Origin of the sequence: Pseudovibrio sp. W64 (assembly GCF_001623145.1) — a bacterium.
In the GTDB taxonomy this organism is placed as follows: domain Bacteria; phylum Pseudomonadota; class Alphaproteobacteria; order Rhizobiales; family Stappiaceae; genus Pseudovibrio.
Window position 1 is genome coordinate 142,428 of record NZ_LMCI01000018.1, and the last position, 15,007, is coordinate 157,434.

A 15,007-nucleotide genomic window follows, 5' to 3' on the forward strand; every position below is an offset into this window, starting at 1 on the left:
ACACTGCAAAAGCTAAATTGATTTGCCTCCCTGCAGAGCGACTGCGGGGAGGCTTTTTGTTTTTAAAAAGCGCTTGGGTACAGGCCGCCGTCGAGCAGAAGGTTCTGGCCTGTGATGTATCCAGCATGGGCTGAGCACATGAAGGCGCAGGCTTTGCCGAATTCTTCCGGATTGCCGAGACGTCTTGCTGGGATCTCTTCTGAAGATAGCCGTTTGGCTTCTTCAATGGAGATGCCTGTTTGCTCTGCCTGACGCTCGAAGCCACCTTTCAAGCGGTCGGTGTCGAACTTGCCGGGCAGCACATTGTTGATGGTGACATTGTGCTGGGCGTATTGGCGGCAGACGCCTGCCAGGAATGCGGTAAGACCTGCACGGGCACCGCTGGACAGGTCCAGCCCTTCAATTGGCATCTTAACGGACATGGAGGTGATGTTGACGATGCGGCCAAAGCGGCGCTCTGCCATGCCATCAATGACTGCTTTGATCAGTTCGATCGGGGTGATCATGTTCTGGATGACACCATCCTGAATCGCCTGACGGTCCAGCTCTTTGAAGTCTTTGCGTGGCGGGCCGCCGTTGTTGTTGACGAGGATGTCCGGGTTTGGGCACGCTTTGAGAACGGCTTGCTGGCCTTCTGGTGAGGAGATATCTGCTGCCACGGGAATGACTGAGATGTTGTGTTGTGCTGCCAGTTCGCTTGCGATTTGGTCTAGTCGTTGCTCGTTGCGTCCGTTGATTACGAGATCACACCCAGCCTCTGCCAGTGCTTTTGCCGTTCCCAACCCCAGCCCGCGGCTGGATGCGCAGACAATGGCTTTGCGCCCCTCAATACCCAAGTGCATTTCAACATCCTAATGAATCGGTGAATTGTGAAGGGCAGCCTACATTCTCAGAAAGGTTTGAGCCAGTCAGGATCAAGCTTAGCAAGCAAATAGAATATTCACTTGAATTGCAGACACTTGATTTTCTCTCCCATAATAAACGGGGAGTAATGTTACTTGAGGTTTAAGCAAGAAGCTGACAGGTTTGAGTATATGCATCCTGTCATATTTGTTTCTTGTGAATCAATTTAAAGGAAAGAAGGTTTTCTTATTCCGGAGGCTTTGTGGTGACCGGGGATTCTACTAGTAAAAAATACAGAAGCTTGTTTTTGTCTGATGTGCATCTGGGCACACGCGGATGTCAGGCTGATCTCTTACTGGACTTTTTGAAGCAAAACGACGCTGACACGGTTTATCTTGTCGGCGACATTATTGATGGCTGGCGGCTGAAACGGTCCTGGTATTGGCCTCAACTGCATAATGATGTGGTGCAGAAGCTTTTGCGCAAAGGTCGCAAAGGGGCACGGATCGTTTACATTCCCGGCAATCATGATGAGTTCCTGCGGGACTTCTTCGGCATTCACTTTGGGGGTGTCGAGGTTGTTGATCAGGTTATTCATGAGGGCGCCAATGGCAAGAGGTATCTTGTCATTCACGGTGATCAGTTTGATGTGGTGGTGCGCCATGCAAAGTGGTTGGCCTTCTTTGGCGACTGGGCTTATGTGAGTGCGCTCAATCTCAATACAGTGTTGAATTATTGCCGTCGTAAGCTGGGGCTGACCTACTGGAGCCTTTCTGCGTGGGCGAAGCTGAAGGTCAAGAACGCCGTCAACTTCATTGGCAAGTTTGAGGAAACACTGGTCTCAGAAGCGCAGCGTCAGAAGGTGGATGGGGTGATCTGCGGACATATCCATCATGCGGCTGATCATGAGACCAACGGCATCCATTACATCAATACTGGTGATTGGGTGGAGAGTTGCACTGCTGTAGCCGAGAACTTTGATGGAACCTTTGAGGTTATTCATTGGGGCGATGGCAAACAGGGCGAGAGTGAGCCTACCAGCGAGAGTTCTGACGGACGGGTGGCGGCATGAGCTCGATCCTGATTGTTACCGATGCGTGGAAGCCTCAGATCAACGGCGTTGTGCGGACGCTGGAGCGACTTTCAGTTGAACTGCGCTCTATGGGTATTCGGGTTGAGTTTCTGACACCGCAATCGTTCCATAGCATTCCGATGCCGTCTTATGGCGAGATCCGGCTGAGCCTGACGCTGCCGCATATCGTGCGTGGGTTTATTGAGAAGTACGACTGCGATCATCTGCATATTGCGACCGAAGGACCGTTGGGCCTTATGGCAAGGCAGGTGGCAAAGCGAGATGGGCGGATTTTCACTACCAGTTATCACACGCGTTTTCCTGAGTATTTGCAGGCACGTTATCCGGTGCCGTTGTCCTTTAGCTATTCTTGGCTGCGCCGTTTTCATAACAGCGGGCAGGGGTGCATGGTTGCGACGAGCACTTTGGAAGCTGACTTGCGCATGCGTGGGTTTGACAATCTGCTGCGTTGGTCTCGCGGGGTGGATCACCAACGGTTCCGGCCAATGCGGACCAGTCTGTTGGATCACTTGTCAGGGCCGCGATTTTTATATGTGGGACGCGTGGCGGTTGAGAAGAATATCGAGGCGTTTTTGCAGCTTGATTTGCCGGGAACCAAAGTGGTTGTTGGTGGAGGCCCGCAGCTGGAGGAGCTCAAGGTTGCTTATCCGGAGGTGTTGTTTACCGGGCCTGTCGTCGGTGATGAGCTGATTGAGTATTATGCAAACTCGGATGTATTTGTGTTTCCGAGCCAGACTGACACGTTTGGCAATGTGCTGCTGGAAGCGCTTGCTTGCGGGACGCCGGTGGCGGCCTTTCCTGTGATGGGGCCGATTGATGTGATTGGCAACAGTGGGGCAGGTGTATTGAAGAATGATCTTCAGGCGGCGGCACTAGAAGCACTGGAGGTTTCGCGGGATCATTGCCGGGATGTTGCCCTGCGTTTTACGTGGCGGGCAAGTGCCGAGCAGTTTCTGGCCAATGCTGAACATGCCTATGACCCTGCATTCACTGCAGGATTTCGGCAGGACCTGTATGCGGGCAAAGGCTCTGTTGGAAATCACCTGAATGGTTGAGTGGATCTCCTTGAGCTGTGATCAGAATATCTGAAACCCTCGTAGATTTGCGTGCTATACAGGGCGGCATATTGCTGTTGCCGAGGTTCTTATGGTTTTAGATGTTTCCAGTCCAGTCGAACTCACTTTTTCCGAAATTGAAAAAGCAAGAACAAGGCTGCAAGGCTATGTCAGCCTGACACCGCTTTTGAACTATCCGGTGTTGGATGAGCAGGTGAATGGCCGTGTCTTTATTAAAGCCGAAAATCTGCAGCGCACCGGGTCTTTCAAGTTTCGAGGCGCGTTCAATCGCCTTTCCCTGATCCCGCAGGAACAGCGGCCCGCTGGTGTAGTTGCGTGTTCTTCCGGAAACCATGCGCAGGGCGTTGCAGCTGCTGCGAAGATCCTTGGTTTTCCGGCGGTGATTGTGATGCCTGAGGATGCGCCTCAGTTGAAGATCCAGCGGACGAAAGCGCTGGGGGCGGAAGTTGTGCTTTACGATCGTGAGAGCGAGGACCGTGAGGCGATTGCCCGTGGTCTTTGTGAGGAGCGCGGTGCGACGTTCATTCACCCTTACAATGACAGTGGTGTGATTGTGGGACAGGGCACGACCGGGCTTGAAATTGCAGAGCAATGTGAGATTCTGGGTGTCACGCCTGATGTGTTGATCAGCTGTACTGGCGGCGGTGGTCTGACCAGCGGTATTGCGCTGGCGCTGGAAACGAGCCTGCCTGAGTGTCAGATTTACACGGCAGAGCCTGCTGGTTTTGATGATTATGCGCGCTCACTGGAAGCTGGGACACGTGTTCGCAATGCTGTTCTGGGCGGTTCTGTTTGTGATGCAGTGCTGACTGAAATGCCGGGGGACAAAAGCTTTTCAGTATTGAGCAGGCGTCAGGCAAAAGGTCTGCGTGTCACAGATGACGAGGCGATGAAAGCGATTGCCTTTGCTTATTTTGAGCTGAAACTGGTTGTTGAACCGGGCGCAGCTGTTGCTCTGGCTTCTGTGTTGTTTGGCAAGATTGACCTTGCCGGGAAGACGGCAGTGATCACGATCTCCGGCGGCAATGTGGATCCTGCTGTCTTTGAGAAGGCATTGAAGCAGTACTCTGCAGAGAAAACACCTGCATAAGAAAAAAGCCGTTTGCGCTGAAAAGGAGGCAAACGGCTTTCGAAATTCTGGTTTTAGGTCTCAATCACGAGAAGAGTGCGAGGCGCTCTCCTGTTGAGAGGTGATGGAGCGGGTCGGAATTGCTGCCTCTTGGGGAAGTCAGCGGAGGCGACTGCCCCTCGATCTCGATTGGTGCATCGTCCTGCTCTGTCGCGGTGTCCGTCTCGACTGGCGTGTCGTCGTTGGTGACGATGAGGTCGTCGTCATCGATCAACGCGACTTGAGGCGTTTCAACAGCGTTCAGCTCGTCTTCCACATCATCAAGCTCAAAGATTTCAGCAGGTTCCTCGGCGGGCTCTTCTGCTTTGTCCTCTTCCTGATGGGCTGCTTCTGCTCGTGTTTCAGCAGCAAACTGAACGACGTTTTCGTTCAGGGCTTCTTCGGTCGAGGCAGGTGTTGTGTCAAACATTGCATCGATGTCTGCCTGATCAACGCCTGCACCATCCATTTGCGGGCCGTTGAGCAAGTGGGCGTCCGGGCGCTTGTCGATGTGACGATCATCTTCATCACGCGGCTCATCCAAATTGATTTCCGGGCGATCTTCATCAGCCAGATTTACACCCCAGATGCGGATCATCTTGGAGATGCGGCCTTCAAGGTAATGAAGGGCCTTTACCACTTTGTTGATGCGCTGCCCTGTCAGATCCTGGAAGGAACACGCCATCAGAATTTCCATGGCCATTTCTTCAATGGCATCGCATGGGGCATCTTCTGCGCCGGACGCACGGAGCTTGTCCACCAAATCCTGAATAGCTTCGGAGGACTCCAAAATGACCTGTGTTGCGCTTTCTGTGGATGTGACGATTGCATCTAGCTCGTCAGAAGCGGCTGAAAAGCGATTATTGTCGGCATTTTCCAGCTTGATCTTTGAGATTTCGTCCTTCGTTCGCTCAATTGCCTCATACATTTCATAGGTGTGCAGGCGATATGTTTCCATCTCAGATGGCAGTTCGCGCTCAACCAATGTTTTTTCAAGTCGTCGCACAGCTTCCAGAAGGTCTGCTGTTTCGGCGGATCTGTTTAGTGTGAGGTGATCATGAAGGAAAGCACGGCCTCTATCAGTCTCAGAGAGTGCGCTTTTGATGGCATCAAATTCCTCGGGGCTCAAAAGGACCTTTCGGTTGTTGCCAGCCATAAGTGGCTCCTTCATAACTAACTAAGATAATACTACAAGTTTATATAACAGATTCTACGGCTAATAATTGGTTTACATTGATTTGGATAGTCCCTATTAGCACAAGTGATAGGAGTATCCCTTCCCATCCACTTCCTCGGGTACTCTCCACCCCCATTTGTAGTGTTTTCCAATGACTATGCCCAGAAGAACTTCCTCATTAGGGAAAGCCAGTAACCTATTCTGGATTGCAACAGGCGTGAGTGGTTTGTTTGCAGCGTTTAATTTCGCAAACGCTTTCTTTCTTGCGTACTTTCCGCTTTTTTTGGAGGATATTAGCTTTACACCCGTGCAGATCGCATTGGTGATTGCCTTGCCAAATATCGTCCGCATCTTTGCAACTCCGTTGATGACGAGCATCTCGGATCGTGCAGGGCGCAGGCGTCATTCCATGGCGCTGTTCAGTGTTATTGCGCTGATCTCCTTTTGGGTTCTGATCTACTCCAGTGACTATTGGACTGTCATTGGACTGGTTGTTTTCCTCTCCATTTTCTACACGCCTATTCAGCCGCTGCAGGATGCATATGCCTATGAAACTGTGAGCACTCTTGGCCTGAATTACGGGCCGATGCGATCATGGGGATCGATTGCGTTTGTGGTCGCGACGCTGATTGGTGGCTGGTATCTGACATTTGGTGAGCCTGCTGAACTGCTTTTCCTGACTGTGGGCAGTCTGGGTTTGCTGGCGCTGCTTGCTGTGCTGCTGCCGGGCATGCCTTCAGAAAGCCGCAGCTCAAGCAAAGAAAGTGTTTGGGCCGCTGAAGAATTGCGCGATCCGCAGTTCCTGCTTGTGGTGTTATCTGGTGGTTTGTTGCTTGGCAGCTTCTCTGCGCTTTATGCCTTCGCCAGCATCTTCTGGCTGTCTGTGGGCATCAGCGATGCGATGGTCGGTGGATTATGGGCGATCGGTACTCTGGCAGAGATTGGGATTTTTGTTTGGGGCTCCTTCTTCATGCGCCACCTGGGAGCCTGGGGATTGATGGTCACGGGCGGTGTTGCGAGCATCATCCGCTGGTTGCTGTTCCCTTATGCAACAGAGACGTGGTCCGCTGTTTTGCTTCAGCTTTTGCATGCTGGTAGCTTTGGCATGGTGTTTCTGGGCATGGTTGCCTACACGTCCAAACTGGTATCAAGCAAACGCCTTGGCACGGCTCAGGGGCTGACACAAACAGCTTTTGGTGTGGTGATGGGCGTGAGCGGTATTGCCAGCGGCTGGCTCTATGCGATTGAACAAGCCTATGCCTTCTATCTGATGGCGGGGATCTGCTGTGTCGGTGTACTGACGCTTATGCTGGTGACCAAACGCGTTTAAAAAACAAGGCGGCCTCGATGTGAGAGCCGCCTTTTTTATGCTTGTGATTAGCCCCAGAGTTCAGGGGATGGCGGGTGCATCAGGCTGCCTTCAAACCGGATAGCATGGTCGCGGTCTTTGGCAAGCAGCAGTGGTCCGTCCAAATCAACAAACTCTGCATTTTGCGCCAGCAGCATGGCAGGCGCCATGGCGAGAGATGTGGCGAGCATGCAGCCAACCATGATGACATAGTCCATCTCTTCTGCTTTGCGCAGCAGCTTCAGCCCTTCAGTGAGACCGCCGGTTTTATCGATCTTGATGTTGATGGCTGAGTAACGGTTACGCAGGCTTTCCAGGTCAGCTGAGGTGTGGAGGCTTTCATCTGCACAAATCGGGATGAGGTGTTCCACTTCTGCCAGAATGCCATCTTTGCCCGCTGGCAAAGGTTGTTCCACCAGCCCAACACCTGCCTGCTGACAAGCCTTGATGTTGGCTTCCAGATTATCTTCTGACCAGCCTTCGTTGGCATCCACAATGAGCTTGCTGTTTGGTGCTGCCTGTCTGACGGCAGCGATGCGTTCAACATCGCCATCGCCAGCAAGTTTGACCTTGAGGAGAGGGCGGCTGGCCGCTTTTGCGGCGTCTGTCGCCATCTTCTCCGGAGTGCCGACGGAGATAGTGTAGGCGGTTTCCAGAATGCGCTGGGACTTGATGCCCACCAGTTCAGCGACAGTGGAGCTCTGGCGTTTGGCGGTCAGATCCCAAAGGGCGCAGTCCACTGCGTTGCGGGCTGCGCCTGCCGGCATGAGGCTTTGTAGCTCTTCAATGGACACACCAGCTTCAATAGCTCCACGCACAGCTTCGATTTGAGCGGTGACGCTCTCGACGCTTTCGCCGTAACGCGGGTAAGGAACACACTCACCGCGGCCTGTGTGACCGTCCTTTGTGAGTGTGGCGGTGAGGACGTTTACTTCCGTGCGTGAACCGCGGGCAATGGTAAAGCTTCCCGCAATTGGGAATGTTTCAGCTTCAATAGACAGGCGACAGGTCAAACCAGTTTAAACTCCGCGCAAATATGATCAATGATTGGATCTGTCCCGAAGCGGACAGGATCAGTTGCAGGCAGTTTATGCGCTTCCCCCAGCTCTTCAATCAGGTTTTTTGCATGATTTTCAGAAAGCATCATGGTGTTGATGGCTAAGCCGACACAGCGGATGTCCGGATTGGTAAGGCGGCCCAGTTGTATTGTCAGGTCAATGACGTCCTGAATGGATGGAATGGGTGTAGACACACCGCGCATGGTGGAGCGGGTTGGCTCATGACAGACTACAAAAGCGTCTGGTTGCGAGCCATGGAGCAGGCCGAGCGAAACCCCGGCGAAAGACGGGTGATGCAGGGCTCCCTGACCTTCAATCACATCCCAGTGGTTGTCTTTGGTGGCTGGGCTGATGTGCTCCGCCGCGCCTGAGATGAAGTCCGAGACCACAGAGTCGATGGCAACGCCGCGTTCGGCAATGAGGATGCCTGTCTGGCCGGTTGCGCAAAAGTCAGAGCTGATGTTGCGGTCAGCCAGCCCTTTTTGCAGAGCAAGTGCGCTGTATTTCTTGCCAACGGAGCAGTCGGTGCCAACGGTCAGCAAACGCTTTCCGGAGCGCTTTTCGCCTTTGCCAGTTGGGAACGTGAGATCCGTGAAGCGCAGATCGTGAAGCTTGCGCTTGTTCTTAGCAGCAGCCTCGGCAATGGCTGGGATGCTTGCCAGCTCGATATGCAGGCCCGCTGCGATGTCGAGGCCATGGTTGAGAGCGTCGACGATGGTTGCAATCCAGTGATCTGGCAGGACGCCACCGGCATTTACGCAGCCGATGACCATAGTCTTTGCACCTGCCTCTGTGGCATCAGTAAGACTCATTTCTGACAGGGTCGTGTGGGCTTTGCAGCCCGGGAGTGTAAATTGGCCAAGGCACCACTCTGGTCGCCAATCAAGTACGCCATGGGCAGTTTTTGCTGCCAGTTCGTCTTTTACGTCCCCAAGAAATAATAGATATGGCTTAGAAATAGACATAATTTTTTCCGTTGTACTTGTGGCTGAATGAGGATTACTAGACGACACACTACAGAAACCTGTATAGGATCAATAGGATTTTTGGATTATAGAGCGCAGGGTCCCGTGATGAAGCTGACTGATAAAATGGATGCGCCGGACCTGGTAACTGCTGAAGACGGGGCGTTACTTTTGCTTACGGCTTCCGGTGCCTGGGGTATCCGGCAGGGATCTACTTGCGAAAAACTCATCAATCAAGCCGCGTCCAGACTGCGCCATTCCGTAATTTGCGTGGATTTAAAGGCGGTTAGTTTTCTCGATACGGCTGGTGCCTGGTTGCTGCAGCGGTTCCAAATGGAGCAAGCCGAACAGGGGCGAGAGGTCAAGTTCATCTATGAGGATGAGCGTTTTGACATCCTGCTGAAGGAAGTTGACCGGCAAGACGTCGACAATCCCACCGAAGAACACTCTGGTAACTCTTTCGTCAATTATCTGGAAGCCGTGGGCGAGGCGACACGCCAGCTGGGCCGTGATACGCGCGATATTCTGGCCATGCTGGGTGGGTTGACCGCGACAATCACAGCCGCCGCGACGCATCCAAGCCGGTTGAGGCCTATCTCCATCGGCGTTCAGTTTCAGCGCTCCTGCATGGGGGCGGTTCCGATTGTGTGCCTGATGAGCTTTCTGATCGGCGGAATTATTGCTCAACAAGGCGGGTTTTATCTGAAGCAGTTTGGTGCTGAGATCTTTGTGGTGGACCTCTCCGGCATTCTGGTTCTGCGCGAGATTGGCGTTATTCTGACAGCCATTATGGTGGCTGGGCGATCCGGTTCTGCTTACACGGCAGAGCTAGGTTCCATGAAGATGCAGGAAGAGATTGATGCGCTTCAGGTGACCGGTCTGCGGGTGACCGAAGTGCTGATCTTGCCGCGTTTGGTAGCGCTGATGATTGCGCTTCCGATCCTCGTGTTTCTGGCGAACATCGCGGCGTTGTTTGGGGCAGGGCTGACCTGCTGGTGGTATCTGGGCATTGTGCCTCATTCCTTCATTGCACAACTTCAGGCGGCTGTTACTGTTGACACATTGATGGTTGGCATTGTGAAAGCGCCGTTTATGGCCCTGATCATCGGGCTTATCGCGTGCATGGAAGGTATGAAAGTTGAGGGCTCTTCAGAGTCCCTTGGACGTCATACGACTGTTTCTGTTGTGAAAGCTATATTTATGGTCATCGTGGTGGATGGAGTTTTTGCTGTGTTCTTCGCGTCTATCGGGTTTTAACCAGTATGGGACAAGGACAATCGGGACCGGTGAACGGATTGGGCTCAGGTCATCGTGCGGCTGATGATCGGGAGATTTTGCTTCGGGTGCGCGATGTTACCGTCGGCTTTGGAAGCAAACTGGTTCTTGAGAACCTGAACATGGATGTTTACCGCGGTGAAGTGCTTGGCTTTGTTGGTGCGTCTGGTATGGGCAAGTCCGTGCTCATGCGTGCTGTGCTGGGGCTGACGCCGCGACGGTCCGGTTCCATTGAGGTGTTCGGGCAGGATTTTGACGAAGCAACAGATGCTATGCGCCGGGAGATTGAGCAGCGCTGGGGTGTGTTGTTCCAGCAGGGAGCGTTGTTCTCCTCTCTCACTGTGAAGCAGAATATTCAGGTGCCGATGCGTGAGCACCTGAAGCTGTCGCCGCGATTGCGGGATGAGCTGGCTTTGCTGAAGATTGAGATGGTCGGCCTGCCATTGGATGCGGCTGATAAGCTGCCCTCCGAGCTTTCTGGCGGTATGATCAAAAGGGCTGCTCTGGCCCGGTCCTTGTCGCTGGATCCTGACTTATTGTTCCTGGATGAGCCCACTTCCGGTCTTGATCCGATCGGAGCGGCTGATTTTGATGATCTTATTGTAAAACTGAAAGAAACTCTAGGGCTTACGGTTTACATGGTGACCCATGATCTGGATAGTCTGCATAGTATTTGTGATCGTATTGCCGTTTTGGGCGAACGCAGGGTTCTGGTTGAAGGAACCATTGAGGAAATGATGCAGGTGGAGCACCCTTGGGTTAAGTCCTATTTCCGTGGGGCACGCGCCCTCAAACGGGTGTGAGGAGGATGCATGGAAACCCGCGCAAATAATATCGCTATTGGTGCATTCGTTCTAACTGTTGTTGGCATTGCCTTCCTGTTTACGTTCTGGCTGTTGAGTGCGGGTGACCGCTCAAGCCGGCGTGATATCAAAATCATTTTCCCCGGTGCAGTCACGGGTCTGCCGATTGGTGGTCAGGTGCTGTTTAACGGCATCAAGATCGGTGATGTGAGTGCGCTGACGTACGATCCTGAAAATCCTAAGCTTGTTGTTGCGATTGTGCGCGTTGATGCCAATGCTCCGCTGCGCCGTGACACTGTTGCGTCTCTTGGGTTTACGGGATTGACAGGCGTGGCTTATGTGGATCTGTCCGGCGGTTCTTCTGACAGTCCGGCGTTGTTCTCCAAAGCAGCTGATACTATTCCGGTCATGTATGCACGCAGGTCCCAGTTTGAGGATTTGCTGGAGGGTGCCAAAGACATCATGCGCAAGGCAGATTCCACGCTGGCGCATATTGATGAGCTGGTGATGACTGCGCGGCCCGAAGTGGAAAAGACCATAAAGAATGTCGAGGTCTTTACCCAAGCGCTGGCAAACAATGCCAAGGGCGTTGATGATTTTCTTGCTGGTGTGACGGAGACAAGTAAAGCGCTGACGGGGCTCTCGGGCCGGATTGGCAAACTGGTTGATCGCGGTGAAGACCTGCTGGCGAATGTACCGCCGGACAAACTGGGTGAGATCGTCACCAATGTTGAGGCCATGACCAAGAAACTGTCTGCCTCCGCGGATGGTGTTGGTGACATCATTGCCAACGGTAAGCTGGCCTCTGATCAGCTGGTGAACTTTACGACAGAGCTTTCCGATGAACTTGATCAGATTGAAGCTGTGATTGGAGCCGTCAAGCCTGAAGAGGTTGAGCGCATTTTGAAAGGTGCGTCTGATCTTGGTGGTGTGCTGACTGAGCGTCGCGGCGATATCAACACCATGCTTTCCTCTGCTTCTGTTGTTGCTGAAAACGCGCGGCAGCTGACTGTTGAACTGACCAAGAATAAAGACGCCATCGACCGTATCGTGAAGAATGCTGAGACGGCCTCCAACGAGATTGTACTGACCACGAAGAATGCAAACCGTATCCTGAGTATGGTGAAGTCCGAGCAGGTCGGTAATATCGTGACCTCGGTTGAGACGGTGACCAAAACGCTTTCTGACAAAAATCAGGTGATCGCAAAAGTTATTGATGATGCAGGTGCTGCCACAGCGAACATTCGTGAAGTGAGCAATACCATTGCTGGTCGCAATAAGGAGATCGACAGTGTGATCGTTTCGGCCCGTGAAGTTGGAACGAACCTGAGCGCTGCCTCCGATCAGCTGAGCGAAACCATGGACAATGCGAACTCTCTGATCTCCAACACCAACGGTATTGTGGAAGCCATCGACCCTGCGAAAGTCTCCAATATTGTTGCTTCGGCTGACAAGGTGGCGACCACTCTTGCTGAGAAAACTCCAGATCTTGCCAAGGCGATTGATGAAATCCAGAATGCTGCAAAGTCCGTCAATGACATGACTATGGAACTGAAGAAGAAGGTGCCGGACGTTGACAAAGTGATTGATCAGGCGAAGAGCATTGCAACCAATCTGAATGCCGCCTCCGTTCGTGTGAACACGATTTTGGAGAAAGTAGACGGTATGGTTTCAGCTGATGGGCAGGGCTTTATCAAGGAAGCGACTGAGGCTGCGGCCTCCATCCGCAAGGTTGCGGATGCGTTTGCTTTGCGGGCAGAGCCAATCTCTGCTGCCCTGTTGAAACTAAGCCAACAAGGCGGACAGGACTTTACTGCAGCAATGCAACAGTTAAACCAGACACTTATTGAAATTCGGCGTGCTGTGAGCAATTTTGACCGTAACCCAAATCGCGTGATTTTCGGCGGATCGGACACACCTGTCTTTAATGGTGCGCAGCGGCGTTGAGTTTTTTGAAATGTTTGACAAAAATGTAGATAAGCGACTCGAAAACGTGCGAGTGGCTAATGGCAGTAGGCTGGAGCTCGGTGTGTTCGGTTCGACACTTAAAAAAATCGTTGTTGGTGCCGTTCTGCTGGGTGGTCTTGCAGGGTGTGGGGCAAGTGGTCCTGAAGCTCTGTATGGCTTGACTGCGCCGCGCGATGTTCCCGTCAAAGTCCGTGCTTCTGATTATCAAATGCTTGTGGCGACACCTGTCGCTCTTCAAGCGTTGGATACGAGCAATATCGCAGTGACACAGGGCGGCGGCCCAATTTACTCCTACTTCCCAAAGGTGGCATGGACAGACACGCTGCCACGTGTGTTTCAGGCGAAGCTTGTTGAGACGCTGGAGAACACCGGCAAGCTGCGCGGCGTTTCGCAACCGGGGCAGGGATTGTTAATCGACTATCAACTGCAAACCACTTTGCGGGCTTTTGAGCTGCAGGTGGATGGTGGTGACAAAGGCTATGTGGAAGTGGCTGCACGTATCGTGGATGACCGGGATGGCCGCTCCATCGGCATGCGTGTGTTTGCGGCGAGTGTGCCGACAACCGGAGATACAGTCACTGATGCAATTCCGGCACTTAATGCTGCCTCAGACAATGTGCTCGCCCAGATCACCAGCTGGTCTATCAATACTGTCGGTCGCATCCCTCGTGCAACGGCCGCTGCCAAACGCGCTGCACTGAACAGCCAGCAGGATGCAGGCAAACGACAGGTTGCTGCTGTTGCACCGGCTGCGATCGAGGTCGCAGGGACGACGAAGTAGGCGGGTTCAAATCCGGTGTTTATCGACGGGCTTCAAGGAGTTCAATTTCGACGAATGCGCATTCGAAGTTGTTGGCGTTGATGACATCGTGCTCTACGCCAATCTCTTTGAAGTATGGAACACCGTTTTGCATTGCGGCTTCCATTGTTTCCCCATTGCCTAAATTGATTTCCAGAGTGCCATCGAAGAGCGGGACAACGATGTAGTCGTAGGCATGGCGATGCCAGCCGGTGTTATCTCCGCGTTGTTTGAACCGCCATTCGGTGACTTTTACGCGGTCATTCTCGATTAGAACTGTCGGTTTTGCCGAGCCTGTTGATGAGCACATGACACTTTCCTTTGTTGTGCATGTGCTCATGGTAGGGACGGGTTGGAAAAGAACATAGGACCAGCGCTTGGTGAGCTGGGTGTCAGCTTCTAGTCTACAATAATATCTGGGTTGAGTTGCTGAGTTTTGAGCGTTTACATGAAGAGATTACTGGGACCTATAATCGGATAATCAATTATGTGGCGTTCAGGCCTTATTTTGATAAGTCTTATATTTGCCTTTGCTATTTGCATTGGAAATGCAACCTCTGGTGAGTGTGATGTTGCGAGAATAGAACGCTTGCGAGAACGTGTTGAAGCAAAAGATTATCAGAATGTTTTCAATGAACTACAGAACACTCAAGGAGTAATTCAAAAAGAGTTAGCCCAACAAAATAATATAGTAGTTGTGTTTCGATATCTTTGTAGAGAAGTCGAAGGGGCAGGTGAAGAGCATGATTTCTTATTCGAACGATCTTCTAGTGGGCGCATATTAGATGCCGAATATCATAGTATTATCTTAGATGGTTTCATTCCCGATAAACATGAATTCAAATCAGAAATATTTATCTCATCTGAAACTGCGCAAAAGGCCCTTAAAAGATACTTAAGTAAATTGTTGGTGCTGAATACTGATGAAGTGATTTTAGATTTAAGGCAAAGCGGCTTTTTCGTTCATAGTGATGATATAAATGATGAGGGACTTAGGAAAGTTGTTCTTGTGAAGAGACCTTATCCTGCAGAGTCAATTATTGCGAAGATCGGAGGCAATGCATCGCCGAACATACCAGTTGGGTTTTGCTTGTTGTTTACTGGTGGGAATTCTAGTTTGCCGAGAGTATTAAATGTCAGAGAGTGTGACTTTAATTGGAGAGTTTATGTGCGACAAGCAAATGATATTTTAACAGGAGGCTAATGTGGGCAGGGAGCTCCTTCAACAAATAGCGACTGTAAAAGTGGAGAGATCGTACTCGTACATCGAGGATTGATTTTCGAAGAAATCTTGTTACAAAAATTGCATAATACCTTATCTGGCAGCACTCAACTAAAGAGAGAGTGTGGCGCGAAGGCCCACTCACGATCCGTGCTATTATCAATGGCCTTACTGAGCCCGTTGATGAGCACATTGCACTCTCCTTTGTTGTGCATGTGCTCATGGTAGGGACGGGTTGGAAAAGAACATAGGACCAGCGCTTGGTAGCTTGG

14 protein-coding genes are annotated in these 15,007 nt (G+C 51.9%); 9 read left to right on the forward strand and 5 right to left on the reverse strand.

From position 1 onward, the window contains the following. Positions 1-62: 62 nt before the first annotated feature. Entirely contained in the window at positions 63-842 is a 780-nt protein-coding gene (locus tag PsW64_RS09455) for an SDR family oxidoreductase (RefSeq protein WP_063303439.1), read from the reverse strand. Positions 843-1,108: 266 nt separating this feature from the next. Between PsW64_RS09455 and PsW64_RS09460 the strand changes: the two genes are divergently transcribed. From PsW64_RS09460 to PsW64_RS09470, 3 genes are all read left to right on the forward strand, one after another. Beyond that, the gene (locus tag PsW64_RS09460) at positions 1,109-1,915 is read left to right on the forward strand and encodes a UDP-2,3-diacylglucosamine diphosphatase (protein WP_446737464.1); all 807 of its coding nucleotides are present in this window, start codon (positions 1,109-1,111) and stop codon (positions 1,913-1,915) included. Further along, complete coding sequence (locus PsW64_RS09465) at positions 1,912-2,991, forward strand: glycosyltransferase family 4 protein (RefSeq protein WP_063303441.1); 1,080 nt, start codon at positions 1,912-1,914, stop codon at positions 2,989-2,991. The genes PsW64_RS09460 and PsW64_RS09465 overlap by 4 nt, the downstream gene beginning before the upstream one ends. A gap of 91 nt (positions 2,992-3,082) precedes the next feature. Beyond that, the gene (locus PsW64_RS09470; protein ID WP_063303442.1) at positions 3,083-4,102 is read left to right on the forward strand and encodes a threonine ammonia-lyase; all 1,020 of its coding nucleotides are present in this window, start codon (positions 3,083-3,085) and stop codon (positions 4,100-4,102) included. 64 nt (positions 4,103-4,166) lie between these two features. On the opposite strand, the gene PsW64_RS09475 is transcribed toward PsW64_RS09470, so the two are convergent. Beyond that, positions 4,167-5,276 carry a protein phosphatase CheZ gene (locus tag PsW64_RS09475; protein ID WP_208980690.1) on the reverse strand — a complete coding sequence of 370 codons (1,110 nt, stop codon included), beginning with the start codon at positions 5,274-5,276 and terminating at the stop codon, positions 4,167-4,169. 178 nt (positions 5,277-5,454) lie between these two features. On the opposite strand from PsW64_RS09475, the gene PsW64_RS09485 reads away from it, so the two are divergent. After that, a complete protein-coding gene (locus tag PsW64_RS09485; protein WP_244277263.1) occupies positions 5,455-6,627 on the forward strand; it encodes an MFS transporter in 1,173 nt (390 codons plus the stop codon). Positions 6,628-6,674: 47 nt separating this feature from the next. Here the strand turns inward: PsW64_RS09485 and dgcA are convergent, their stop codons facing one another. Together dgcA and dgcN are read right to left on the reverse strand one after the other, a co-directional pair. Then, on the reverse strand, positions 6,675-7,658 hold the full coding sequence (dgcA, locus tag PsW64_RS09490) for an N-acetyl-D-Glu racemase DgcA (protein ID WP_063303445.1): 984 nt from the start codon (positions 7,656-7,658) through the stop codon (positions 6,675-6,677). Next, positions 7,655-8,668, reverse strand: a complete 1,014-nt coding sequence (gene dgcN, locus PsW64_RS09495; protein ID WP_063303446.1) for an N-acetyltransferase DgcN — start codon at positions 8,666-8,668, stop codon at positions 7,655-7,657. Before dgcN ends, dgcA begins: the two co-directional genes overlap by 4 nt. Positions 8,669-8,776: 108 nt before the next feature. On the opposite strand from dgcN, the gene PsW64_RS09500 reads away from it, so the two are divergent. The 4 genes from PsW64_RS09500 to PsW64_RS09515 are packed head-to-tail and all read left to right on the forward strand — an operon-like array spanning position 8,777 to position 13,495. Continuing rightward, positions 8,777-9,925 (forward strand): MlaE family ABC transporter permease, encoded by a 1,149-nt coding sequence (locus PsW64_RS09500; RefSeq protein ID WP_057462652.1) that lies wholly within the window; start codon positions 8,777-8,779, stop codon positions 9,923-9,925. Between the two features lie 5 nt (positions 9,926-9,930). Next, complete coding sequence (locus PsW64_RS09505) at positions 9,931-10,746, forward strand: ABC transporter ATP-binding protein (RefSeq protein ID WP_063303447.1); 816 nt, start codon at positions 9,931-9,933, stop codon at positions 10,744-10,746. A gap of 9 nt (positions 10,747-10,755) precedes the next feature. After that, positions 10,756-12,693 (forward strand): MlaD family protein, encoded by a 1,938-nt coding sequence (locus tag PsW64_RS09510; protein WP_063303448.1) that lies wholly within the window; start codon positions 10,756-10,758, stop codon positions 12,691-12,693. Positions 12,694-12,703: 10 nt separating this feature from the next. Beyond that, positions 12,704-13,495, forward strand: coding sequence for an ABC-type transport auxiliary lipoprotein family protein (locus PsW64_RS09515; RefSeq protein ID WP_208980692.1), 792 nt, complete (start codon positions 12,704-12,706; stop codon positions 13,493-13,495). A 19-nt stretch (positions 13,496-13,514) separates the two neighbouring features. Here PsW64_RS09515 and PsW64_RS09520 read toward each other — a convergent pair whose 3' ends face one another. Beyond that, complete coding sequence (locus PsW64_RS09520) at positions 13,515-13,823, reverse strand: cupin domain-containing protein (RefSeq protein ID WP_063303450.1); 309 nt, start codon at positions 13,821-13,823, stop codon at positions 13,515-13,517. Positions 13,824-14,000: 177 nt separating this feature from the next. On the opposite strand from PsW64_RS09520, the gene PsW64_RS09525 reads away from it, so the two are divergent. Continuing rightward, the gene (locus tag PsW64_RS09525) at positions 14,001-14,717 is read left to right on the forward strand and encodes a hypothetical protein (protein WP_063303451.1); all 717 of its coding nucleotides are present in this window, start codon (positions 14,001-14,003) and stop codon (positions 14,715-14,717) included. Positions 14,718-15,007: the final 290 nt, after the last annotated feature.